This is a genomic window from Haladaptatus marinus, from assembly GCF_051194195.1.
This window is the reverse complement of sequence record NZ_JBLZNK010000003.1, coordinates 378,248-400,930: the sequence shown is the minus strand read 5'-3', so window position 1 is coordinate 400,930 and position 22,683 is coordinate 378,248. Positions and strand designations below refer to the sequence as shown.

29 protein-coding genes and 2 tRNA genes are annotated in these 22,683 nt (G+C 58.4%); 14 read left to right on the top strand and 17 right to left on the bottom strand.

The annotated features are described in order from the left end of the window. Nucleotides 1-2 precede the first annotated feature (2 nt). Complete coding sequence (locus ACN2TU_RS07880) at nucleotides 3-644, bottom strand: DUF7500 family protein (protein ID WP_435154476.1); 642 nt, start codon at nucleotides 642-644, stop codon at nucleotides 3-5. Between the two features lie 148 nt (nucleotides 645-792). Here ACN2TU_RS07880 and ACN2TU_RS07875 point away from each other — a divergent pair, with 148 nt between their 5' ends. Then, on the top strand, nucleotides 793-1,014 hold the full coding sequence (locus ACN2TU_RS07875; RefSeq protein WP_435154475.1) for a TrmB family transcriptional regulator: 222 nt from the start codon (nucleotides 793-795) through the stop codon (nucleotides 1,012-1,014). Nucleotides 1,015-1,186: 172 nt separating this feature from the next. On the opposite strand, the gene ACN2TU_RS07870 is transcribed toward ACN2TU_RS07875, so the two are convergent. Continuing rightward, nucleotides 1,187-1,804 carry a hypothetical protein gene (locus tag ACN2TU_RS07870; RefSeq protein ID WP_435154474.1) on the bottom strand — a complete coding sequence of 206 codons (618 nt, stop codon included), beginning with the start codon at nucleotides 1,802-1,804 and terminating at the stop codon, nucleotides 1,187-1,189. A 135-nt stretch (nucleotides 1,805-1,939) separates the two neighbouring features. Here ACN2TU_RS07870 and ACN2TU_RS07865 point away from each other — a divergent pair, with 135 nt between their 5' ends. Genes ACN2TU_RS07865 through ACN2TU_RS07850 form a run of 4 tightly spaced genes read left to right on the top strand, consistent with a single transcriptional unit; the run spans nucleotide 1,940 to nucleotide 3,187 of the window. After that, the gene (locus ACN2TU_RS07865; protein ID WP_435154473.1) at nucleotides 1,940-2,197 is read left to right on the top strand and encodes a hypothetical protein; all 258 of its coding nucleotides are present in this window, start codon (nucleotides 1,940-1,942) and stop codon (nucleotides 2,195-2,197) included. A gap of 36 nt (nucleotides 2,198-2,233) precedes the next feature. Continuing rightward, the gene (locus ACN2TU_RS07860) at nucleotides 2,234-2,404 is read left to right on the top strand and encodes a hypothetical protein (protein WP_435154472.1); all 171 of its coding nucleotides are present in this window, start codon (nucleotides 2,234-2,236) and stop codon (nucleotides 2,402-2,404) included. Nucleotides 2,405-2,444: 40 nt separating this feature from the next. Next, nucleotides 2,445-2,897: a thioredoxin-dependent thiol peroxidase gene (gene bcp, locus ACN2TU_RS07855; RefSeq protein ID WP_435154471.1), complete on the top strand. Its 453-nt coding sequence runs from the start codon at nucleotides 2,445-2,447 to the stop codon at nucleotides 2,895-2,897. Beyond that, entirely contained in the window at nucleotides 2,894-3,187 is a 294-nt protein-coding gene (locus ACN2TU_RS07850; RefSeq protein ID WP_435154469.1) for a hypothetical protein, read from the top strand. Before bcp ends, ACN2TU_RS07850 begins: the two co-directional genes overlap by 4 nt. A gap of 41 nt (nucleotides 3,188-3,228) precedes the next feature. On the opposite strand, the gene ACN2TU_RS07845 is transcribed toward ACN2TU_RS07850, so the two are convergent. From ACN2TU_RS07845 to ACN2TU_RS07820, 6 genes are all read right to left on the bottom strand, one after another. Further along, nucleotides 3,229-3,516, bottom strand: a complete 288-nt coding sequence (locus ACN2TU_RS07845; RefSeq protein WP_435154467.1) for a heavy metal-binding domain-containing protein — start codon at nucleotides 3,514-3,516, stop codon at nucleotides 3,229-3,231. A 102-nt stretch (nucleotides 3,517-3,618) separates the two neighbouring features. Continuing rightward, entirely contained in the window at nucleotides 3,619-4,011 is a 393-nt protein-coding gene (locus ACN2TU_RS07840; RefSeq protein ID WP_435154466.1) for a hypothetical protein, read from the bottom strand. 211 nt (nucleotides 4,012-4,222) lie between these two features. Beyond that, entirely contained in the window at nucleotides 4,223-4,486 is a 264-nt protein-coding gene (locus tag ACN2TU_RS07835; protein WP_435154464.1) for a hypothetical protein, read from the bottom strand. A 260-nt stretch (nucleotides 4,487-4,746) separates the two neighbouring features. After that, nucleotides 4,747-4,820, bottom strand: a tRNA-Thr gene (locus ACN2TU_RS07830). Nucleotides 4,821-4,837: 17 nt separating this feature from the next. Continuing rightward, on the bottom strand, nucleotides 4,838-5,314 hold the full coding sequence (locus tag ACN2TU_RS07825) for a GNAT family N-acetyltransferase (protein WP_435154463.1): 477 nt from the start codon (nucleotides 5,312-5,314) through the stop codon (nucleotides 4,838-4,840). Next, entirely contained in the window at nucleotides 5,315-6,514 is a 1,200-nt protein-coding gene (locus ACN2TU_RS07820) for a phosphoglycerate kinase (RefSeq protein ID WP_435154461.1), read from the bottom strand. It abuts the gene before it with no gap. A 210-nt stretch (nucleotides 6,515-6,724) separates the two neighbouring features. On the opposite strand from ACN2TU_RS07820, the gene ACN2TU_RS07815 reads away from it, so the two are divergent. The 5 genes from ACN2TU_RS07815 to ACN2TU_RS07795 are packed head-to-tail and all read left to right on the top strand — an operon-like array spanning nucleotide 6,725 to nucleotide 11,638. Further along, a complete protein-coding gene (locus tag ACN2TU_RS07815; protein ID WP_435154460.1) occupies nucleotides 6,725-7,840 on the top strand; it encodes a branched-chain amino acid ABC transporter permease in 1,116 nt (371 codons plus the stop codon). Continuing rightward, nucleotides 7,837-9,162, top strand: coding sequence for a branched-chain amino acid ABC transporter permease (locus ACN2TU_RS07810; RefSeq protein ID WP_435154459.1), 1,326 nt, complete (start codon nucleotides 7,837-7,839; stop codon nucleotides 9,160-9,162). Before ACN2TU_RS07815 ends, ACN2TU_RS07810 begins: the two co-directional genes overlap by 4 nt. Then, the gene (locus tag ACN2TU_RS07805) at nucleotides 9,159-9,992 is read left to right on the top strand and encodes an ABC transporter ATP-binding protein (protein WP_435154458.1); all 834 of its coding nucleotides are present in this window, start codon (nucleotides 9,159-9,161) and stop codon (nucleotides 9,990-9,992) included. Before ACN2TU_RS07810 ends, ACN2TU_RS07805 begins: the two co-directional genes overlap by 4 nt. Continuing rightward, the gene (locus ACN2TU_RS07800) at nucleotides 9,992-10,699 is read left to right on the top strand and encodes an ABC transporter ATP-binding protein (RefSeq protein WP_435154456.1); all 708 of its coding nucleotides are present in this window, start codon (nucleotides 9,992-9,994) and stop codon (nucleotides 10,697-10,699) included. Before ACN2TU_RS07805 ends, ACN2TU_RS07800 begins: the two co-directional genes overlap by 1 nt. A gap of 57 nt (nucleotides 10,700-10,756) precedes the next feature. After that, nucleotides 10,757-11,638 carry a NosD domain-containing protein gene (locus ACN2TU_RS07795; RefSeq protein WP_435154454.1) on the top strand — a complete coding sequence of 294 codons (882 nt, stop codon included), beginning with the start codon at nucleotides 10,757-10,759 and terminating at the stop codon, nucleotides 11,636-11,638. On the opposite strand, the gene ACN2TU_RS07790 is transcribed toward ACN2TU_RS07795, so the two are convergent. From ACN2TU_RS07790 to ACN2TU_RS07775, 4 genes are all read right to left on the bottom strand, one after another. Continuing rightward, nucleotides 11,620-12,909 carry an ABC transporter substrate-binding protein gene (locus ACN2TU_RS07790; protein ID WP_435154452.1) on the bottom strand — a complete coding sequence of 430 codons (1,290 nt, stop codon included), beginning with the start codon at nucleotides 12,907-12,909 and terminating at the stop codon, nucleotides 11,620-11,622. The two genes, ACN2TU_RS07795 and ACN2TU_RS07790, sit on opposite strands and share 19 nt — an antisense overlap. 149 nt (nucleotides 12,910-13,058) lie before the next feature. Continuing rightward, complete coding sequence (locus ACN2TU_RS07785; protein ID WP_435154450.1) at nucleotides 13,059-14,375, bottom strand: ABC transporter substrate-binding protein; 1,317 nt, start codon at nucleotides 14,373-14,375, stop codon at nucleotides 13,059-13,061. Nucleotides 14,376-14,476: 101 nt separating this feature from the next. Then, nucleotides 14,477-15,040 carry a CBS domain-containing protein gene (locus ACN2TU_RS07780; RefSeq protein WP_435154448.1) on the bottom strand — a complete coding sequence of 188 codons (564 nt, stop codon included), beginning with the start codon at nucleotides 15,038-15,040 and terminating at the stop codon, nucleotides 14,477-14,479. A 79-nt stretch (nucleotides 15,041-15,119) separates the two neighbouring features. Further along, a complete protein-coding gene (locus ACN2TU_RS07775; protein ID WP_435154446.1) occupies nucleotides 15,120-15,878 on the bottom strand; it encodes a GTP cyclohydrolase III in 759 nt (252 codons plus the stop codon). A 192-nt stretch (nucleotides 15,879-16,070) separates the two neighbouring features. Here ACN2TU_RS07775 and udk point away from each other — a divergent pair, with 192 nt between their 5' ends. Beyond that, entirely contained in the window at nucleotides 16,071-16,796 is a 726-nt protein-coding gene (gene udk, locus ACN2TU_RS07770; protein ID WP_435154445.1) for a uridine kinase, read from the top strand. A gap of 24 nt (nucleotides 16,797-16,820) precedes the next feature. On the opposite strand, the gene ACN2TU_RS07765 is transcribed toward udk, so the two are convergent. After that, nucleotides 16,821-17,141, bottom strand: coding sequence for a DUF5785 family protein (locus tag ACN2TU_RS07765; protein ID WP_435154443.1), 321 nt, complete (start codon nucleotides 17,139-17,141; stop codon nucleotides 16,821-16,823). Between the two features lie 48 nt (nucleotides 17,142-17,189). Further along, nucleotides 17,190-17,849 (bottom strand): helix-turn-helix domain-containing protein, encoded by a 660-nt coding sequence (locus ACN2TU_RS07760; RefSeq protein WP_435154442.1) that lies wholly within the window; start codon nucleotides 17,847-17,849, stop codon nucleotides 17,190-17,192. A gap of 181 nt (nucleotides 17,850-18,030) precedes the next feature. On the opposite strand from ACN2TU_RS07760, the gene ACN2TU_RS07755 reads away from it, so the two are divergent. Continuing rightward, nucleotides 18,031-19,086 (top strand): malectin domain-containing carbohydrate-binding protein, encoded by a 1,056-nt coding sequence (locus ACN2TU_RS07755; protein WP_435154441.1) that lies wholly within the window; start codon nucleotides 18,031-18,033, stop codon nucleotides 19,084-19,086. A 190-nt stretch (nucleotides 19,087-19,276) separates the two neighbouring features. Here ACN2TU_RS07755 and ACN2TU_RS07750 read toward each other — a convergent pair. Continuing rightward, a tRNA-Ser gene (locus tag ACN2TU_RS07750) sits at nucleotides 19,277-19,359 on the bottom strand. A gap of 147 nt (nucleotides 19,360-19,506) precedes the next feature. Between ACN2TU_RS07750 and arcD the strand changes: the two genes are divergently transcribed. Next, nucleotides 19,507-20,952 carry an arginine/ornithine antiporter ArcD gene (gene arcD, locus ACN2TU_RS07745; protein ID WP_435154440.1) on the top strand — a complete coding sequence of 482 codons (1,446 nt, stop codon included), beginning with the start codon at nucleotides 19,507-19,509 and terminating at the stop codon, nucleotides 20,950-20,952. Between the two features lie 24 nt (nucleotides 20,953-20,976). On the opposite strand, the gene ACN2TU_RS07740 is transcribed toward arcD, so the two are convergent. Continuing rightward, the gene (locus ACN2TU_RS07740; RefSeq protein ID WP_435154438.1) at nucleotides 20,977-21,744 is read right to left on the bottom strand and encodes a TIGR04282 family arsenosugar biosynthesis glycosyltransferase; all 768 of its coding nucleotides are present in this window, start codon (nucleotides 21,742-21,744) and stop codon (nucleotides 20,977-20,979) included. 68 nt (nucleotides 21,745-21,812) lie between these two features. Between ACN2TU_RS07740 and ACN2TU_RS07735 the strand changes: the two genes are divergently transcribed. Then, entirely contained in the window at nucleotides 21,813-22,013 is a 201-nt protein-coding gene (locus ACN2TU_RS07735) for a hypothetical protein (protein WP_435154436.1), read from the top strand. A gap of 11 nt (nucleotides 22,014-22,024) precedes the next feature. On the opposite strand, the gene ACN2TU_RS07730 is transcribed toward ACN2TU_RS07735, so the two are convergent. Continuing rightward, nucleotides 22,025-22,654, bottom strand: a complete 630-nt coding sequence (locus ACN2TU_RS07730; RefSeq protein WP_435154434.1) for a uracil-DNA glycosylase — start codon at nucleotides 22,652-22,654, stop codon at nucleotides 22,025-22,027. Nucleotides 22,655-22,683: the final 29 nt, after the last annotated feature.

Sequence of the window (22,683 nt, the reverse complement as noted above, 5' to 3'; positions counted from 1 at the left end):
ATTTACCGGTCGGTTTCGGGTGGGAACACGACGCCGTTTGCGTCTCGAATCGCCTCGAAAAGGTCGGGCGCTTCGAGGACACCGCGGAAACAGCGTGGTGAGTAGCGAACGCGGACGTTCGACTCCATCAGGGGGATTCCGAGAACGTCCTCTACCGCCGTAGTTCTATCGACCTGTTGGACATACCACATTAGCAGACTGTCGAAGACGGTTTCCACGTCGTCGGAGAACATTTGCTGGTGGCTGATCGTGCCTTCCGATTTCGTGGAGATGTGAAATCCGTAACGTGAGTCCACATCGTCGAGGTCGTCCTCAAGCCACCGGCGAACGTCCCGGGAGTCGATTCGTGGTTCGTGCGGAGATGAACTCTCTGACTCGCCCGTCCGATTCGGTGACGATTGCGGTGAGGATGCGGATTCTGGTGTGGTTTCGGACCGTGCGGTAGAATCCGATGGTGCTGCGGGTGACGAATTGGACGAGGATGCGAGTGTCGATTCGTTCGAGACGGACGGTTCACCCCCGGAACCGATAACGTATCGACCTTCATCCAGTGCGACGACGTTGTCGCTTCGTTCGATGTCGAGTTCGTCAACTGAAAGAACCGACCCCGTCTCCGCCTCGGATTTGTCCCGCGCTGGACCCATGAGAGACCGCTACCACGGGCCATTACATAAAGTCTCTGACAATTTTATTCTAACAGAACACTGGTCGAGATGGTGACATCCTCGCCGTTTTCGACAGTTGTCGTCACGAGGATTTATTATCGTCGAATGTTTGCTCCGTACTACCCACATGAGTATCAGAGCACCACCGACGACATCGATGCCCGACGAACTGGCTTCTCCCCGTGCAAAACTCGTGTATCTCTATCTCACGACGACACAGGGAGCGACAATCGAGGAACTACAGACTGGTCTGGATCTCCCGAAAATCGCACTGTACACCATTGTTAGAACTCTTCGAGAGCGCGAACTCGTCGAACAGGACGGCGAACAGGTTACAATTTCGAGTTAGTCGGACTGTTCGTCCTCGCCAGGACAGAGTAAGTCCGGCGTTCGCTGGTAACGAGGTTTTTCGAGGAATCGTTTAATCCGCTCGCGGTCTTCGTTGGACAACTTCCCATCCATCGAAGGTTAGTATCGCCTTTGGATTAAAAAATCAGCGGCCACGTGTCATCGAGACTATCTCATCGGCTTCCGAACTGCTGAGCTTGCGACCCCGTCTGCTGTGTTCCGGTAGGCAACTGCTGGCCGATTCCAGACAGACCGACTCCCTGTTGCGGAACTCCTTGCTGACCCATCTGCTGACCCTGCCCGAGTGTCGAAAGCATCTTTTGTGTCGATTCGATGGCCTTCTGAATGTTCATCGAAACCTGCTGTAGATACGGCTGCTGGTACTGTCGAATCTTCTGGAGACACTCCTGCCCCACCTCGACGAACGTCCGTGCAACCTTTGGCCCGTGTACCGAATCACGGGCAATGAGTTTGACATTGAGTTCGGCGAGTTCCGCGACATCCTCCAGTTCGCGCACGACCGGGGCGACCTGTGGCCCGAGATCCAAACACTTGTCGATGGCCCACTCTGCGGTTTTCTCGACCTTCGTGAAGTCGTCCAGTGCGATGCGGAGTTCGCCCGGAAGAGAGTCCTCGAACTGCATCTCCCGCGTTCCGACCTGTTCCTGGCCCATTTGACCGATCGGTTGCTGTCCGATTTGCGGTTGTTGTCCTCCCTGGTGTTGTTGTCTCATCGGCTGTTGATACTGTTGTCCCGTCTGACCGGTCGGTTGTTGGTACTGTTGTGCCATGGTTGTTCTCCGCCCTGAAAGGGCGGTCGACCGGTTCACGATACGGCGAAATAAACCGGTGCGACCGTTTGTCGAGCGTCGGTACACCAACGGCCCGTTTCGAACTGTTTCGTTTCGCTCATCGGGTGGAATATCATGCGAGACGGGGCGACGCAATCGCTCATTTCTACGATCGTAACCTCGCCGACGAACCGCGACGAACCCACTGGCTACCGTTCATTTCTCGGTGCTTCGGGGTGGTCTTACGTTTCATTACTATCGAACATATCTTTCACGCTGGCGAATCGACTTCCCTCGCTGTACCGCTTCCAACCGAACTGCGTAATCGACAACGAACTGCGGGAAACCGTTCCACCGTTCGTCTCGCTATCACTTTCACTTTCACTCTGCTAGACTTTCTTTCATTATCCAACTGGACAAGAACTGAACATGAACGTCGAAGTGGGGGCGGATCAATCGGACGTACGACCGTGGAATTCAGCAGACGTATCCGGACTGTCGGCCAACGAAGTCGCGGCGTACGTCCGAACCTCTACCGAAGACGGTGCCGTCCACCTCGAACGCAAAGGCGGGCGAACGTTCGTCATCGCTGGCGAGTAACTCCGTAACGCAATTCGTCGCTCGTTCCGAAGCGAATACTATGCTCGAACCCGGCCAACAAGCACCGCCGTTCGAATGCAAAAATCACGCAGGAGAGACCGTCGCGCTGGACGATTTCGACGGGAGAGTCGTCGTCTACTTCTACCCGCGCGCCGACACCCCCGGTTGCACCACCGAAGCGTGTAGCTTCCGTGATTCGTGGGACGAGTTCGCAGAACGGGACGTTACCGTCCTTGGAATCAGTGACGACCCGGTTTCCGACCTCGAAAAATTCCGCGAGAAATACGACCTCCCCTTCGAGCTACTGAGCGACGAATCCGGCGAGGTCGCAAGCGCCTACGACTCCTACGGCGAGAAGAACATGTTCGGAAACACCTTCGACGGTGTCTTTCGAAACACGTTCGTCGTCGCTTCCGACGGCACCATCGAACACGTCTTCGCAGACGTATCGCCCGACGGACACGCCGAAGAAATCCTCTCGACGCTCGAATGACCTACCTCTCACACCCCGTTCGCAGAATGCGCGACGAACCGGAGGATGAATCGGTGGCGCTCGTCCTCCGACTCAGTGAAGTGGACTCCGAGCAGATCGCCGAAGCGGTCGAAGCACTCGATGGTGAAATCGATGCGGAACTGGAATTCGAGTCGCTTCGCGTCGTCGTTCCACAAAAATCCGTCGCCGACCTCTGCGAACTCGACGGACTCGAAGCCATCGAAACCGCCGCCACGCTCGGAATCGGGTCGGGCGATGCGGAAGAGGATATGGAATTAAACGACTCCTAAGGTTCGTCGTAGGCGATTTTCACCGACGACGAAACGATTCGTCACCTCGTTGAGACGGCGGTACCGGACACTTTGACGTTCATCATTCCGCCTTGCGCGCCCAGCGATTCGTCCACGAGTTCGACCGCGACGACCGCATCCGCACCGAGTGATTTTGCCTCATCGACCAACTCGTCGAGTGCGAGTCGTTGGTTCTCTTCGAGCGTGTTTTCCCACGACTTGGAGCGTCCGCCCACCATGTCACGGAGGCCGCCAGCGATGTCCTTCCCGATGTGGCGGCCCGGGGTCACATCCGCGACCACGATTACCGTGGTGGTTCGTGATTTCACGTCCTGGAACCGAGTGGCTCGTCGTCAACAACAAGTCGTCGTCACTGTAACTGAACGCAACCATGCACGGATGTCACCGGTAGAAAAATATATGTTTTCTGTTCAGTCTGCCTGCGATTCGACGTGCGTCACCTCGACCATCAGATCCGGGTGGTCGGCGTCGGGATATCGCAGCGTCCACGAACGGTCGAACTCGATTCCCCTGTGGTGGCCCTTCAGGAGGAGGTCGCCAAGTACGTCGCGGAAATCCTTGACAACGGCTTGCTCGGGTGGTTTCGTCGGTTGGGGTAGGTTCATCATCACCTCAGTTCCACCCTTCTCCAAGTGGGTAATTTCGACCATCAGGTCGGACAGATCGTCGTCTGGATAGCTGAACGTCCACGAGCGGTCGAACCGACGGTCGTTCTTGTACGCTGTACTCAGTACCATCTTCAGCGTACTTCGGAACTCCTCGGGAGATGCCATCCAGAGGGGGACGCTCTGGGTGCGGCTCATGAAAAACGAACAGGCACCGTGTCGGTATAAAACCGGCCGATAGTTGTGGGCAGTCGGTCGGCTAGCAACAGTTCACAAACCAGGATCCTGAGTTAAGAGTCGATTAATCCTGTCCGTCGAGGGTTGTGTCGCCGGTATTGGTTGTTTTTGTGGTAGTATTGATGCCGGTCACGCACCGCGAATAGCGGTTAAATAGTATAAAAAGGCATCATTAAATCGGCGTCGTCCACCGAACTCTCCGGAAAATCACCGCAAGAGCAATCAGTGCCCCGACAATTGCACCGATGATTGAGAGAACGAACGAAATCGGACTTTCATTTGTATCTCCTAATGGCGGTTGGTTCGCCGGTTGTGTTCGAACGGTCGCCCCCTCGACCGCTGTTCCCTGAGCGACGGTTCCTTGCGGCGTGATTTCTTCCGCTATCGTGGTCGTTTGGTTCCACGTGCTAGTCGTTCCAGTCGTCGGTTCGGGCACTAGTGTCGGCTGTTCTATGTACCCGGCTTGACCGTGTAAAATCCACCGACGAGAGCGCTAGCGTACGCCGCGATAACGAGAAAATAAGCGTCGTCCGTCTCGAAATTCCTTGGATTCGTAAATGGGAGAGTCAAGGGGGATTTGGAACCTCGTTCAGACATTCCACCTCGTTCGTTCTCACTCACTGCGCGGGCCGTGTCTGATCTGATTCAAATCGCCAGTTCGGCTTTCGTCCACGTCGATGTCGACGCAGACAGAAAAGCCAAGGGTGGGATTTGAACCCACGTATTCTCGATTACAAATCGAGTGCTTGAACCACCCAAGCTCCCTTGGCGCAGTTGGTGGTTGTGGCTACTCCTTTGAGTGATTATCGTTTTCAATCGATTTTTCCACCTCGATACGGTGCGGTTCGTATCCCCGGTTTCGGTACAGTCTTCGGGCGTTTTCGTTCGCGGTCATCACTTCCAACGCCAACGCGTCCGCACCGCGCTCGATGAGCGCTTGTTCCGCGGCATCGAGGAGCCTCGAGCCGATACCCATATCACGGTGGTCGGGTTCGACGTAGATGTTCTGGATGATGCCTCGAGTAGTCGCCTGTTCGTAGATGCCGGATTGGAGCTCGAACATGACGAAGCCGACGATATTCGGGTCACGAGCGATGAACAGGGTGTTTTCGATGATATGTCGCGCGATGCTGTCGCGGACAGTCGCGCGGTTTTTATCGGGAAGGAGATGTGAGCCGTATGCGCGCTGGTCGCGCGCGAGTTCGACCCAAAGGTCGGCGATGTGGTCGATATCCGCACTTGTCGCCGCCTCTACCGTGACCATTTATCGTGAGAGTGCTTCAACCGCGGGGAGCGGGTCGCCGGTGAGCATGCGGAGACATGCGCCGCCGCCCGTGCTCACGTGGTCGAACCCGGAGAGGTCGAATTTCCGAATCGCTGCCGCAGTATCGCCGCCGCCGACGATGCTGTACTCCGCATTCACCGCTTCGGTGTACAACTCGCGAGTGCCGTCGGCGAACGTGTCATCCTCGAATACGCCTGCCGGACCGTTAAGAATGACGGTGCCCGCATCGCGGAGTATCTTCGAATACGCCGCGATGGTGGCCTCGCCGATATCCATCGCAGCCTCGTCTTCGTTCGGCGGGAAGATGTCACGGGTGAGTTCGGTGCGCTCGCCGTCTCGCTCGACTGCGGCGTCTTTCGGGAGGTGGATTTCGTCACCGTAGGTTTCGAGTAGTTCCGCAGCGTCGTCGATGTAGTCCCAGTAGCCTTGGTCGTGGATGAAGTCCGCGGTGGCGTCGCCGAGGTCTGCGCCGTCGGCGAACAGGAAGACGTTGCCGACGACACCGGCCGTCAACACGTGATCCGCGAGGTCGCGTTCCAACACGTTTTCCGCGACGGCAATCGAATCGGAAACCTTCGCGCCGCCGACGACGTACACGCGCGGACGTGGTGTCGCGTTGATATCCCCGAGCACGTCGAGTTCCTTCTCCATAACGCGGCCGACGTAGCCCGGAAGTCGAGTCGGGAACCCGACGAGTGACGGCTGTGAACGGTGTGCTGCTGCGAACGCGTCGTTGACGTAGGCGTCGAGAACCGGTACAAGGCGGTCGACGAGGTGTGTCTGGGCGGCCTGCTTCGCCGGGAACTCCATGTACTCCTCGCTGTAAAACCGCGTGTTCTCCAGCACGATGGCCTCACTCTCACGAAGGTTCGTAACCGCGGTTCGTGCGTCCGCCGAGAACGTCGCATCACAGTGGGAGACGGGATAGGAAAGCAGTTCGTCCAGTCGATCCGCGTGCGCGGACAGACTCGCGAAGTCGTCGCCACCGGGTCTGCCTTGGTGGGCGAAAATAGCCACTTTACCGCCGCGTTCCAACAGTTCCGAGAGGGTATCGACGTGCGCCCGGAGTCGCGCGTCGTCGGCGAGGTCACCGGACTCGGTCAACGGGCTGTTGATGTCGATGCGTACGCCGAGGGTCGTCCCTTGGACGGCGAGGTCGTCCAGGGTCTGAATAGGCATACGTGTGCCTCCAACACCGCTCGGCATATGTGTGTCGGTAGTCGACAATCGAAATAAACACGGTTCCGAGTAAACAGTGCGAAAACAAAAGATTCGGACACGATCTTCAAACGTTCGGAAGTATTCCGCCATTACCGAAATTCACCAGACGACTCTGTCGGAAAGGTTTAATAGCCTGACCGGAACCGATTATCGTGTGGAGAGTTACCAATGGACGGCGTAAATGAAACCTATTCACGCGGGCGGCGCCTCGTAGTCGAGCGACCACTGCTTGTGGTCGTTGGCCTTTTCGCGGTGCTCCTCGTCGTGGATTTCCTCAATCGCCTGTTGCTCGGCAACCTACGCGTGTCCGACGTGGGGTCGCTCGTCTGGAGCGGTCTCATGCGCGGACTCATCATCGGTCTCGCCGGAATCGGGCTTTCAATGACGTATAGCATTCTGAATTTCGCTAATTTCTCGCACGGGGATTACATCACGAGTGGTGCGTTCACCGGCTGGGCAGTCACCTACCTCATCGCCGGACTCGGCAAATCCGGCCTTGCTGGTCTGCTGCTCGTCGGTGCTGGCGGGACGGTGTATGCAAGCAATCTCAACATCACAGTCGCGACCACGCCACTCGCAGTTCTCCTGGGGTTGGTGTTGGCCGGGCTAGGAACCATCATACTCGCCCTGTTCATCGACCGTGTGGTTTACAAACCGATGCGCGATGCGAGCGGAATCGCACTGCTCATCACGAGCGTCGGTGTAGCGTTCATGCTCCGCTATCTCATCGTGTTCGTCTTCTCGACGGCGAACCGCGGAACCACCGCATCGCAGGAAATCCCGACGTGGAGCCTGCTGCTCTGGGATGGGATCGTTCCCGTGACGGCACACGACGTCACCCTGCTCGTTTCGACGGTCGGATTGATGCTGGGTGTTCACGTCCTGCTTCAGCGGACGAAACTCGGCAAGGCGATGCGTGCCATGGCCGACAACGAGGATCTCGCGCAGATCACCGGAATTCCGACCGAACGCGTCATCCGCTGGACGTGGATTATCGGTGGTGGACTGACCGGCATCGCGGGCTACCTGATGGTGCTCTGGACGGGCACTATCGACTTCCAGTTCGGATGGCTTCTCTTGCTCCCGATTTTCGCCGCGGTCATTCTCGGCGGTATCGGGTCGATTTACGGCGCGATTCTCGGCGGATTAGTTATCGGACTCACGTGGGACTTGGCCATCATCTGGATTCCGGGTGAGTTCGGCCGGGCCGCCGCGTTCGGCATGATGATTCTCATCCTGCTGTTCAAGCCACAGGGACTGTTCGCAGGGAGGACGACCGCATGAGTACCCGCGTTCGCGATTTCGAGATCAACGACACGGTGCTCATCCTCGTCGCGTTGTTCAGCCTCTACGCGCTGTACATCCTCGCGGGGTCGGCCCTGGGCTACTCGTTCCGCGGCCAGATAAACTCCCTCGCGCGCCTCACGTTCCTCATCGGCGTGTACGGGATGTTGGCGCTCGCGTTGAACCTCCACTGGGGATACACTGGACTGTTCAACATCGGTATCGCGGGGTTCATGGCTGTCGGGTTGTACACGATGGCAATCGTCTCGAAGCCACCCGCGAGCGCGACGGCGGGGGCCGCGACCGTTTCCGGTCTCGGCCTTCCGCTTTGGGTCGGTATCATTGCCGGAATGCTCGCCGCGGCGCTTCTCGGCTTGCTCATCGCGCTTCCCGCGCTTCGGTTGCGGGCCGACTATCTCGCCATCGTGACCATCGCGATGTCCGAAATCGTTCGGTTCATCGTGATGTCGAACCAGTTCCAGAACGTCACGATATTCGGCAAAGACCTCGGAACCGGTGGCGGACGTGGGCTGTTGTTGAATTACGACGACCCTTTGCAACCGCTGTTCGACAGCGGCCCGTACGTGGCGATAGAGAACGCATTGAACCCGTTCGTAGGTGGCAGTGTCGGCCCGGTGCTCGACTCGCTCACCTATGCAATCATCTTGATGGGATTCGTGGCCGCTTTCTACTGGCTCCTCAAGCGAACCGGCGAATCACCGTTCGGTCGGGTGCTCAAAGCCATCCGTGAGGACGAGGAGGTTGCGAACGCGCTCGGGAAGGACACCAACCGATTCAAAATCAAATCGTTCATGCTCGGCTGTGCGCTGATGGGGCTAGCGGGCATCCTCTGGCAACTTCGACAGGGTGCTATCACGCCGACATCGTTCAAGCCACAGGTGACCTTCTTCGTCTGGTTGGCGCTCATCATCGGCGGCGCCGGGTCGAACACCGGAAGCGTCCTCGGTGCGGCGGTGTTCGCCGGATTGCTATTCCAGGGCCCGTTGTATCTGAAGAACATCATCCGGCAGGTGTACAACGTCTCGGCGGCACCGAACACGTTCGCCGATGCGATCGGGCCGATATTCGCGGGCAACATCACGCCATTCGTAGCCTACGCCATCAACAACATCAACGCACTGCAGTTGGTCATCATGGGCATCGTGCTCATCTGGATAATGCAACACCGCCCCGAAGGTGTGCTCGGCCACCGGAAGGAAGAGGCCGCCAGCATCCCGCTTACGCGGCCGCGTAGCGGGAGTGGTGCGTCGGAACCGAAGCCAGCGGCGGATGGCGGCGTGAAGGGAGGTGAGCAAGAATGACTGCGAGCGAGTCAGAACAGACTGAATCGCTCAGTCTCGGGGGCGAAAATGCCGATTTGAGCGAAACCCCGCTTCGCGTGGAGAACCTTCGCAAGACGTTCGGCGGCATCACCGCAGTCGATGGGGCGACGTTCTCCGTCGAACAGGGGTCGTTCACAGGACTCATCGGGCCAAACGGGGCCGGAAAGTCCACCACGTTCAACCTCATCACCGGCGTTCACCAACCGGACAGCGGCGCGGTGTACTTCGACGACGAGAACATTACCGGGCTTCATCCGTACGAAATCGCAAACCGCGGGCTGGTTCGAACGTTTCAAATCGCTCGCGAACTCTCGGAGATGACCGTGCTCGAAAACATGATGCTCGCACCGAAAGGACAGCAGGGTGAGAAACTCTGGCGGTCGGTGATGCCAGGGCTGCGGGGCGATATCCAAAAACAGGAAGAAGACGTGCTCGAACGTGCGTGGGAGATGCTCGATTTCTTCGAAATCGACCATCTCGCTGAGGAGTACGCGGGTAACCTCTCGGGCGGCCAGCGAAAACTGCTGGAGATGGCACGAGCGCTCATGACCGACCCGCAGATGGTTCTGCTGGACGAACCGCTGGCGGGTGTCAACCCCTCGCTGGAGAAGAAACTGCTCAAACACGTTCACGAACTGCGTGAGCAAGGCTACACGTTCCTGCTCGTGGAACATGATATGGACGTTATCATGAACAACTGCGAACACGTTATCGTCATGCACCAGGGGAAAGTGCTTGCCGAGGGCGAACCGGCGGCGATTCGCTCGAATGAACAGGTTATCGACGCCTACCTCGGGGAGGAAATCTGATGGCGCTTCTCGAAATCGACGGCCTCGATGCGGGGTACGGCGAAGACCTTCAAATCCTCGACCACGTCGATATGCACGTCGACGACGGGGAGTACGTCACCATCGTCGGCCCGAACGGGGCGGGGAAATCGACCGTGATGAAATCCGTCTTCGGACTGACAACCTACATGGGTGGGACGGTCACCTTCGACGGAACCGAGATTCAACGGATGAGCCCCGAGGATATCATCCATCTGGGACTCGGGTATGTCCCCCAGAACGACAACATCTTCGGGTCGCTCTCTGTGCAGGAGAACTTGGAGATGGGTGCGTACATTCTGGACGAGGTGCCGGAGGACGCGCTCGCCGAGGTGTTCGAACGCTTCCCGATTCTGAACGAGCGTAGAGACCAGAAGGCGGGCACGATGTCCGGCGGCCAACAGCAGATGCTCGCCATGGGGCGCGCGCTGATGCTCGACCCCGACCTGCTGATGTTGGACGAACCGAGTGCGGGACTCGCGCCCGACCTCGTCGCCGAAATGTTCGACAAGGTGGACGAAATCAACGACAGCGGGACGGCCATCCTGATGGTCGAGCAGAACGCGAAAGAGGCACTGCGACGGTGTGACCGCGGCTACGTCCTCGTCCAAGGTGGCAATCGGTTCGTGGACTCCGGCGACGCATTGCTGGCTGACGAGGAAGTCAGACAGGAGTTCCTCGGCGGATAGTCCTCGATCTCATTTTTCGGCAGTAATCAACAAGCGACAGCAGCGCGTGTGTCGTCTATGGTAGTCCATCGTCGGGGAGTCATCGTGGTCGTTTTCGCATTGGCCGTCACACCCGTCGTCTTCGGACTCGGCCCAACTTCGCCTCTCAGAGAGGCACAACCGACACGGCTCGATTCCTGCACGACGATTACGGAATCGGGAAGATACGTCCTCTCCGGCGACATCGAATCTCCCGCGAAAACCTGCATCCGAGTGAACGCCGACGATGTCGTCCTCTCAGGCGCAGGACATTCCGTCGATGGAGGTGTGTTCCGAGAAAACACGACCGGCGTCGCCGTAACCGGCGCGAACGTCACGGTTCGGAACCTCTCCGTCCGCCGGTGGACGTTCGGAATTCGGTACGAGTCCGCTCCCGATGGCGTCGTCCGGAACGTGCGAACGTGGCGCACCGTCGATGGAGTGACGTTCGCGTCGTCGCCGGGAGCGAGCGTTACACGCCTCTCGGCCATGAACGGGGTTTCGGGAATCTCCTTCGTGGATTCGGATGAGGGTATCGTCCGAGATAGTACGATTCGGTATCAAAGTTCGACCGGCGTATTCGTCGCGGACTCACGACGGGTCGCGGTGGCCAATGCGACGGTCACGCGTACCGAAACCGGCATCGCACTTCTAGGGAGTCGCCAGGGGCGCGTGAACGACAGCGTCGTCCGTGCGACCGGTACGTCGTCACTACTGCTCCTCGATTCGCGAGGCAACTCGGTACGCAACGTGACGCTCTCTAATCCCCGGAGGCCAGCAACGGTGCTGCTCTCGAATGCGACTGACAACCGAATCGTCGGAACGGATGGAAACTGGTCGCTCCAACGCGGAAACGATGGGCGAAAAAACAGCGTGATGAATTCGACTTCCGACTCGTCGGATTACCCGCTCAGCGCCTGATTGAGCACGGACGTGTACGACGATTCGCCGATGTTGAACGCGACCTGATTGAGAACCTCTCCGTTGTGGTTCTGCTGGAAATCCTGTGCGAACTGCTCCGACAGTTGCTGGCCGTAGTCGTTGTTCACGAACAGCGTCGAGGCGGATTGCGCGCCCAGTCGTTCGGCGGCGACCTGTGCCATCACACCGCCCTGTAGGATATCGCTCGGTGCCGTCCGGAAGACGTAATCGTTGTCCTGAAGGCGCGTGACGGTAATCGCCGTACTCGATGGTGAGCAGCCGACGATTTCATTCGGGATGTACACCTCGGTCGAGACGGGAATGTTGTTCCCCGAGGACATAGGGCCGGAGATAGCCGGGTAACCGGCGTTGACGAGCGCGTTTGCCCCGCTGAGTGCCGGTTGTCTGGCGGTCTGTGTGTCTTCGACCTGCGTTTCGACTTGGAGGTCGATGTCGGATTGGTTCACCTGCTGAATCGGGAGTCGTGCTGCCTGAACCATAGGCGTCCCAACGGATCCGAGGTCGCCGGTTTCGGCGTACAGAATGCCGACTCTGATGGTTCGGCCCATTCCGCCGGGTGCGCTGTTTGCACTCGGCCCCCCTGCATTGCTCTCGAATCGGCGGGTGTTGACGGTTCTGATACCGGCATCTGTCTGCGGCGCGAACTTCCACACGTCGTAGGAAGCGGCGGCCGGGTCGCCGTTTTGGTCGAAGTCGGTTGTGCTCGATGCCCCTTGATAGTTGATGTCGTCTCCGTTCGCGGCGGCCTCAACCGCCTCGACGAAGTTCTCTGGGCCATAATCCTGTCCACCCGAATTGGCGATTCGGCGCATCTGATCGCGGATGGCCGACCCGGTGTTCTCACCCGCAGCGGCGTTCGCCAGAATCAGGATTGCGACCGAGTCGTACGACTGCGACGTGAAGACGCCGGGTGACTGGTTATACTGGTCTTGGAACAGTTGGTTAAACGCCTCTTGGTTCGGTCCGGCCGCGGCTGGAACCGTCCCAGTGACGTTCTGCATGTTGTTGCCGACCTGCTGTGGAAGGGCAGGATCTTGTAACCCGTCGGGAACGAGAACGTCAATGGCCTGGTCTTGTTGCATTGCGTATAGGTCACGGAATAGCTGAATCCCGCTTTGCGGATAGCCGATGACGGTGAGCATATCCGGACCCCCATTCTGTTGGAGGTTCCCCATCAGGCCAACGGTCGTCGCTGCGCCCATTCCACCCACCCCCCGAAGGTAGGTTCGTCTGTCGATTTTTGGACTCATACCCGGGGAAACCGTCGTCGTTCTGGAACAAAAGTCTATTTTAAACTATCGTTATATATCTCGGTCGATTCATCTACTAGTGGTCGATACTACAGGTGTCAGAATGGATTACCGTTTCCGATGTGAGGCGTTCGAGCGGGGGAACGGGATTATTTCGAGCCCATCGCTTTGTTGATGACGGAGGTGTAGGAATTTTCGCCCTTGTTGAACGACACTTGGTTCATGATTTCGCCATTGTGTTTGTCCTTGAACGAACTCGAGAACTTTTCAGACAGCTGTTGACCGTAGCTGTTGTTCACGTACAACGTGGACGCCGACTTTCCGCTGAGTCGCTTGGCGGCGACTTGCGCCATCACCTTGCCCTGAAGCAGGTCGCTCGGGGCCGTTCGGAAGATGAAATCGTTGTCCTGCAAGTTGGTGACGGTGAGTGCCGTGCTCGACGGTGAGCAGCCGACGACGCTCTGTTTCGTGTACACCTGCTTGCTCACCGGAATGTTGTTACCGGACGAGGCCGGGCCACAGATAGCCGGATAGCCCGCGCTGATGAGTGCGTTCGCACCGGACAGCGAAGCCTGCTTTGTGGTCTGTGTGTCTTCCACTTGGGATTTCACGGTCACGTTGATTCCCGCGTCGTTGACCTGTTTGACAGGGATTTTCGCCGCCTGAATCATTTGACTCCCGACGGAACCGAGGTCGCCGGTTTCGGGAAGCAGGATACCGACCATGATTTCCCGGTTCTTGCCACCGGGCGAACTGTCGGCCATCTTCCCGCCGACACTGCCTTCGAAGTCGATGGTATCGACAGTTTTGTAGCCGTCTTCCGTATCCGGAGCGAACTTCCACACGTCGTAAGCAGCGGACGCCGGGTCACCCTTGTCGTTGAAATCGACGACGCTGGATGCTCCTTGGTAGTTGATGTCTTCGCCTCGTGCGGCGGCTTTAACCCCCTTGACGAAGTTTTCGGGGCCATACTTTTGTCCGCCCCCGTTGGCGACGCGACGCATCTGATCACGGATTTTGGTTCCATCGTTCGCACCCGCCGCCGCGTTCGCGAGAATGAGGATGGCGACCGCGTCATAGGAATGTGACGTGAAGACGCCCGGCGCACTCCCATACTGGTCTTTGTACATCTGCGTGAACGCCTTTTTGTTCGGGCCGGATGCGGCCGGGGCCGTCCCGGTGATGTTCTGCATGTCGTTGCTGACTTGCTTCGGCAGGTCGGTGTCGAGTAGCCCGTCGGGAACGATGATTTTGTGGTTCCCGTCGGTGTTTTTGTAGTAATCGCGAAACAGCTGGATACCACTCTGCGGGTAGCCGATGACGTTGATAACGTCAGGGCCGCCACCGCCATTGTCGTCTCCACCGCCGTTGCCAGCTCCGCCACCGCCAATACAGCCGGCGAGGCCGGCAATTCCGGCCGTCCCGACTCCCTTCAACACGTCGCGCCGTTCGATATCATATCGCATGGACAGAGATGGGTATCGACTCTTACAATATAAATCTACCTTTCGAGATTTTTAAAATTCGTCAAAAACTACTCTATTCAGGGAACAATAGAAGCGTTGAATTAAAACTCGCGACAATCCGTACAGACCAGTTGGCCGTTGACGTTCGTCAGTTCGCGGGTCAGTTTTCCACAGACCTCACAGATACTTTGTCCCGTGTACTCGTCGTCGCCACCGTTCGTCTCCATCGCTCCGCCAAGTTCGGTATCGTCCACGTCCGGCTCGCGGGAAGACGAAATACTCGACGGTGACGCCGAGGCCGAAATAACGTCACGTTCGGTCAGTACTCCAACCAGTTCGCCGTCACGGGTGACGACGATCCGCCGGATTCCCTGTTGTGCCATCATCCCCGCTGCGTCAGCCAGACTGCGATCCGCATGCATCGAAACGACGGGACTTGTCATCACGTCATCAACTGTCATCTCGGCAGGATCTTGTTCGTCCGCGACGAGGCCGAGTACGTCCGATTCGGTCATGATCCCGACTGGTTCGCGTCCTCGAAGAACCACGACACTTCCGACCCCCTCCGACTGCATGAGCTGTACTGCCCCGAGCACCGAGTCCGACTCACTGACCCCCACGTAATCTCGGGTCATCATGTCCCGGATGGTGATTTCAGCATCCATATGTGAACGTTTGACACAACTCTTCTAAAAGCTATCCCCGGTACCTTTATTCCCGCGTCCCGCGAATAAATACGGTTCGCTACTGGAACTCAACTCTGCTGCCGTCCGCCCGACACGTTTCCAGTGCGTGCTTCGCAGCCATCCCCGCATCCTGTGGAACTCGGCCGCTGCCGACGCCGACTTTCAACTCGACTTCGACCGTCTCTTCGACGTGTTGAATGGCGTCCTGATATTCCCTTTCGTCCAGTTTCGGGCAGACTGCGATGACGTTGTCACCGCCGACGAAAAAGGAAAGCGAGTCGTGTGCTTCCCGCATGTATTTCATCAGTTCGGCGTACCCCTGTTCGATGTGGATGAACGAGTCGAAGGCGTTCACCTCGTCGGTGAAGTTGCCCGTCATGTCGTTCACGTCGAAATGCGCGATTTGGATGTCGTCGTCGGTTCGGAACTCCTCGTCGATTGTCCGACCGCGGAGAATTTCACGCCGCGCCTTATCCTGTGCGCTTCCCGCGTCCTGTAACTGGTCGGTGGCGTCCGCGAGCGCCTGCACGGGACTCGTTCCGGTGGCGACACCGAGACTGACCGTCACTGGATAGCGGTTTCCGATCGATTCCTGTACGAGCGCGTGGTCGTCCATCGACAGTCCGTTCGTCACCGCGACCATGTTGTCGAACCGGGTGAAAAAGACGTAGCCCTCACGATTGCCGATGAGTTGCGAAAGGTCGGCGTACAGACGCGATTGGAGTGTCTGGAGGTCTACTTCCCGGCGCGGTTCCGGCGTCACGGTCCACGGACCGTAGTTGTCGATTTGAACCAACGTGATCTGGGCGTTCGTCACTGTTGTCAGTGGGTTTGCGGTACTGGCTTATAAGCAGTCCTAATCGTGATTTCCATCTCAATAATGAGAACCACGGCACTACGACTTGCCGCTATCGAAATCACCGGAAAATAGATCGACGGACGACCTTCCGAATCGATTACTGATTTCCGTTTCGAGCAATTGAAGCGACTGCCCGAGAGTGACCCGACAATGACCATTCCGTCGTTCGTTATCGGCATCGCCGGGGGCACTGGCGCGGGAAAAACGACGGTTGCCCGCGAAATAACCGAGGACGTAAGCGATTCCGTCACTCGAATTCCGATGGACAACTACTACGAAGACCTCTCGCACCTCGATTTCGAGGAGCGTGCGGAGGTCAACTACGACCATCCGTCGGCGTTCGAGTGGGAACTGCTCCGCGACAATCTCGATGCATTACTGTCCGGTCAGACCATCGAGATGCCACAGTACGATTTCACGATTCACAATCGAAAAGACGAGCGCGTCACGGTCGAACCGACCGACGTGGTGATACTCGAAGGCATCTTCGCACTCTACGACGCCGAAGTCAACGAGATGTTAGATCTGCAAGTGTACGTCGAAACCGACGCCGACGTGCGCATTCTCCGGCGAATCGAGCGCGACGTGGTGGAGCGCGAGCGTGGTCTCGAAGGCGTCATCGACCAGTATCTCTCGACGGTGAAACCGATGCACGAGCAGTTCGTCGAACCGACGAAAAAACACGCCGACCTCATCATCCCCGAAGGTGCGAACCGGGTCGCAGTCAACCTCCTCGAAGAAAAGGTGAGAGCGGAAGCGCACACACATCCGACGTGGAACGTCGATGAGGAACTGAACCTCCCTGACGAACGGCACGACTCCAACGGCGGGCGGAAGCCGCCCACCGCGACACCTGACGGTAGCGGAAAACGGTAGCACTCGGCGGAAAACAAGGAGTAATCAGGCGCGCTTTTTCTCGGGGTTTTCGCCGACTGGGTGGTAATCCCAGAAGTCACCCGAGCGCATCGCAGCGCCGACACCACGGTGGAAATCGACTATGGTTTCGTACTCCGTCGGTTCGACGTATTCGAAAATATCCGCGACGCTCACGACTTTCTTGTAGTTGATACGAATCGGTTCGTCGGCGTGCTCCTCGGCGAACTCCTCGCTCGAAAGCGGGAAATCCTCGTCTTCGTCCAGTTTCTTTGCGAGGATAGCGAGACCGTACTTCCGTCCGCCCTCGCTCCCTTCCTCGCCGTCCGGGTCGTGGGGCCAGTCCATGTACCCACGTCTGTCCGGGGGGACGAAAAGGATTCCCTTCCGCCGACGTTATTCGCGGTCGGGGTTCGGTGACGATAGGCCGCTCTCCACGAGACTGCGATGTCCTCGGCGGAGTCGTTCCGAGATGGCCTGATGAGAGATTCCTAACTCGTCTGCGAGATCTTCGGTCGTCACTTTCCGCGGAATGTCGTAGTACCCTCGATCGATGGCGCTTCGTAAGGTTTCGTACTGTTGTGTAGTCAGTCGGTGTGACTCCTTGAGCAGCGTCGTCCGTTCGTGTACGTTTTGAATTTCGACGGAGAATCCGGCGTCCTGGCAGAACTCGTAGGTCGTCGACAGCGCGTTTCGGTCGTCGGATTGGATTCGAAAACGCCATTTGCTGTTCGCCGCGCGCGCGGCGAGCACTGTCGTCTCATCTTCGGTGAGAAGCGGTATCGCGTCGTGGACGCGTCCACCCCAGTCCATCCAAAACAGACCTCGGTCACCGAGGTCCGTGAGAAGTTGGGCGTCGGCGACGGTCGGGTTGTCCGCCAGCGCCGACTGAAGAGAAGTAGTATCTGACGTTGTCGCCCGCATTTGCGGCATAACGTGTTCGGCACCGTGTGCGACGACCCCCACGATTTCGAATCTGGCTCCGGGTTGTCGCGAGAACGTTTCGCGGAGCGCAAATTCGCTCGCCGGGAGTGCAATCTCGGCAATCGTACTCACCCGAGTGAAAAGAAAGAGTACCCAATTGCTTGTTCTGCTTGCCAATTCAAGTTCTTTTAAGTAAGAAACGTGATTCTCCCCGGTATATTCAGAAAGGATTGCATTTTAACAGGTGTATAATTAACTCCATGGGACGGCGAACCCGGGCCATGGCGCTGTACGAGCGGGGGATTTGAGAAATATGTCAGGCACGTCATCAGGTGGATTCGTCCACGGGGCGCTCATCGGTGGTGGTGTCGTCTTCTTCGTTGCTGGAATGATTATCGTCGCCGGGATTCCAGGCGGCATCATCGGGTCGCCAGCGGGTGGGATGAGCAACGGGACAACGGCCGTAACCATGACGGAAACCACGCAAACCAGCACGCAGGCACAGACCACTGCCGAGCAGTCGACGACGGAACCGCCACAATCGACGACGCAGTCGCCACAGACGACGTCGTCCACGACGGCCACAACTTCGCCACCAACCACGACGGCCACAGCGAAGGAATCGGTGCTCTATCGCGTCAACGTCGGTGGAAAACGAATCCCGATGTCGGATGGCGGTCCGGACTGGACACGGGATACCGAGCGTCGTCCATCGCAGTTCGGGAACGCACGTCAGAGTGGAAGCCATACGAACGCGACGAACGACCGAATCGCAACGACGTCCGCGGTTCCCAGCGGGACCCCAGAAGCGGTGTTCCAGAGTAGGCGGTACGACGCCGACAACGCCGGAAACTGGGTCGACAACACCGAGATGCAGTATCGGTTCCCGGCTGAGAAAGGCAAATACGTCGTCCGTCTCTATTTCGTCGAGTCGTATTTCGGCAACTCCGAATGGAACGACTACGACGAGAAAGGGCCACGCAAGTTCGACGTGGAAATCGAAGGGAAGCGCGTCCTCAACGATTACGACATGTACGAGGAACTGGGTCACGACAGGGGAACGGTGAAAACGTTCACCGTGAAACCGAAAGACGGCGTCATCAACGTGCGTTTCCTTCACGAGGTGGAAGATCCGATGCTCTCGGGCATCGAAATCGTTCGCGTAGAGGACGGGAAAAAGAAGGGAAAGCGGAACGATAACGACCAAAGCAAAAACAACGACCAAGACGACGACTCGGGTTGGGGCGCGATATCGGCTCCCGATTTGACACTCGCGCTTATCGATTCCGGTCTCGAAATACCCACCCTCGATGTTCGTCCAGCAGTGACGCACGGGTTCCCGGTTTCGGCGGCGTCTCGGCTATCGTGATGTGATTGCCCGCAATCGCGAGTTGGTTCTTACTGGTTCCGTTGAATGCGGTTTTCGAATCGCGACTCGTCAGAGAAGTCGAGGAAGGGAATCAGTAGCCGTACTGTAAATGGAATGTTGACGATGCTTGAAAACCCGTACGAGCGAACGTTCCACGGAGCGTTCGCTCGCCGAACAGTCGTGTGAAAAACGGTGGGAATGGGATTTGAACCCATGAGGCATGACGCCACCTGCTTTCAAGGCAGGCGCAATAGGCCGCTCTGCCATCCCACCACACGAAGGGATACTCGGCACCGGGTCTAAGAACTGTCGGTCTCGTTTCGCCGACGTGTTCGCCGAGATTGGTTACCGAGCCAAGATATTACTTTGGAGCATTGTATCATAACCGTTTAATTCCTCAAGTGCATTCGACTTCGTACGATGGCATCATTGGACTTCGAACCGCTCACATATGCGGAGATACCGGAGAATCGCCGACCGTCTTTGGGGATGGCACTTCTACCCGTTCTGGCAACGGTGGTGTTCCTCGCGGTCGGGTCGGCGTGGTTGAAGATGGATCCCCACGTACCGCTGCTGTGGGCAATCGTCTTCACCGGGCTCGTCGGCTACTACGGGCTGGAAATGTCGTGGGATGACCTATACGAGGGTGTCGCGGACAGCCTCCTGATGGGGTTGCAGGCGGTCCTCATCCTGTTCACGATTTACGCACTCATCTCCACGTGGATTAGCTCCGGAACGATTCCGGGGCTGATGTACTACGGGCTGGAAGTTCTCTCCCCGACCGTGTTCCTCCCCGTGACAGCCCTGTTGTCCGGTCTCGTGGCGTTCTCGATCGGTTCTTCGTGGACCACCGTCGGAACGCTCGGCGTCGCGTTCATCGGCATCGGGTCGGGGCTCGGCGTTCCTGCCCCGATGACGGCCGGTGCGATTCTCTCCGGTGCGTACGCCGGGGATAAGCAATCACCGCTCTCCGACACGACGAACCTCGCGGCGGCGGTGACGAACACCGACCTCTACGACCACATCCGCGGAATGCGAACCGGAACCATCGTCGCGTTCGGACTCGGCGTTCTCGCCTACGCCTACCTCGGCCTCCAGTCGGTTGGCGGCGGTTCAACGGGAAGCGTCGGCCAGATTCAGTCCGCGCTCATGAGCACGTACTCCCTCTCGTTGCTCGTCTTCCTCCCGTTGGCCGTTACCTTCGGACTCGCACTGCGGGGCTACCCCGCCCTTCCATCGCTGATCGCTGGCGTCTTCTCCGGCGCACTAACGACCATCCTCGTCCAAGGAAAATCGTTCACTGCGGGCTGGCAGGTGCTCCTCAGCGGCACCAGCCCGGAGACGGGAATGAAGATGGTGAACAACCTCCTGGCGAGTGGCGGTATCGAAGGCTCGGCGTGGACCATCAGCGTCGTCGTCGCAGCGCTCACTCTCGGCGGATTGCTGGAGACAACGGGTACGCTTGCAGTGCTCGCACACCACCTCTCCAAGAAGGTCAGCAGCGTCGGCGGACTCGTCGCCGGAACCGGCGCGTCGGCGACGCTCACCAACGTTCTCACTGCTCAGCAGTACATGAGCATCGTCGTCCCCGGAATGACGCTCCGAAACCTCTACGACGAGTACGGACTGGAGAGTAAAGACCTCTCGCGGGCTGTTGAGGCCGCCGGAACGCCGACTGGCGCGCTCATCCCGTGGCACGCCGGAGCGGTGTACATGGCGACCGCACTCGGTGTCCCGACCCTGGAATATGCGCCGTACTACTTCTTCGGCTTCCTCTCGCCAGCCATCCTCTTCCTGATGGCCGCATCGGGATGGGGAATCGGAACCCCGTCCGACAGCAGAACGTCACCCACGACTGCAGACTGACCGACGACGGTCTGTAAAAACGATTTACCGAACGATTTCGCGGTCGCCATCTCGTCCTTCGACGCGCAGTCCGAGTTCGTGGAGATACGTCGCCGTGTTGACCGGGACGATTCGACTGGCGGCGATTCGCGCGTTCAGCAGCGGAACCAGCGAGCGCAAATCCTCGCCCGACTTCACGCTCGTCATCGTCGGGAGGAAATCGATCTCGTGGCCTGCATCGACTCCCCGCTGCGTCAGGGTTTCGAGTTCCGGCGTCACGTACGCGTTCTCGAAATCAATGGTGTCCGTCAGGCCGACGAAGTAGGCTCGTCCATCCTCGGCGGGGCCGAGGACGACCTCGCTCCGGCGGAGTTTCATCGCCGCGCTGTCGAGTTCCTTTCGCGTCAGCATGGGGGCGGTGCCGTTTACGATTGCGACCGAATCCACGCTTTCCTCTCGGAGCAGGTGGGTCGCCGTGTTTCCGGCGCGTCCCGCGAACGTCTCCCCGACTTGCACCTCGAAACGAACGTCCTCGGCTTCCGACCCCGTCACGTCCGCCAGTGCGTCCTCCGTCAGCGCGCGGAGTTCGGCTTCCGAACTCATCTCGCCGCTGAACTCGTCAGGAATCGCGTCGTCCGGACGGTAGTTGACGAGCAGGTCGCCGCCGCTTTTTGCGGCGGCGACGACCGTATCTTTCACCATTGCGGCGTACAGTTCCGTCACCTCGGATTCGGAGAGCGGCGACGATTCGACGAGTTCCGGTAGCACGAACCCCTCGCGCGGCGGGTCGGCCAGCACGGCGATAGTAGTCATACCCGGCAATGGGCGAGGGATGGCCTTGAAAGCCACCATTTTATGCCCTCGCTGCTCTCCCTTCCGATATGTACTGGACGAAACTCCTCGGGCTACTCGGCGTCACATTCCTTACAGTGCTCGTGCTTGGCGCACTCGCACTGCTCGTGACGACGCTCCTTGCCGACGTGGCGGCCATCGCGACCATCGCACTCGTTATCGTATTTATTGGAGTGCTGTCGATGCTCGGTTCGAAATCGAAGCGGTGGCGACAGAACCCCTACTGGTAATCGAGAGCTGCTTACCGTCCCTGTCTCCCTTTCGTCTGCCGATAATCGTTCCCCATCAAATCGAGGAACGCCTCGACGAACGCCGCGGTCTGTTCGTCCGTCTGGTCTCCGGGATGAATCATCGGCACGAGTTCGAAGCCTCGCCCCCGAATCGTCGTCGCGTGATCGTCCGCGATGTCGATTTCGCTTGCGGGTTTCGTCGTGTACTCCGTGGCGATTTCGGTGAGCGCGCGCTCGCCGACGGGGATGAGGATTTCCGGATTTATCATCCGAATTTCGGCGTTCAGATACGGCTCACAGGTCATGATTTCGCCGTCCGTGGGCGACCGTTCCGAATGATGGCACCGAGTCAGATAGGTCAGAAAGGCGTTTTCGAGTTCGGGTTCCGTGGCATCCGGGGCGGAGTCGCTCAGACCGAGTTGCCCGAGGATGTCCTGTAATCGCTCTCCCGCCGAGTCGTCGGTGAACGGAACACCGGTTTCGTCCGCTCCTGCGCTTGGCATCTCCCCGACGAAGAGAAACTCGGCACCCACGTCACCGTAGCCGTGGACGACCCGTTCTCGGTGTTCGCACAGCTCGCAGTTCGTACAGGCCTCGTCCATGTTGAACGGGTTCGAGCGCTCTTCCTGATTCGCGTCCATGCGGGTCGGTTGTGGCGCGACGGTAAAAG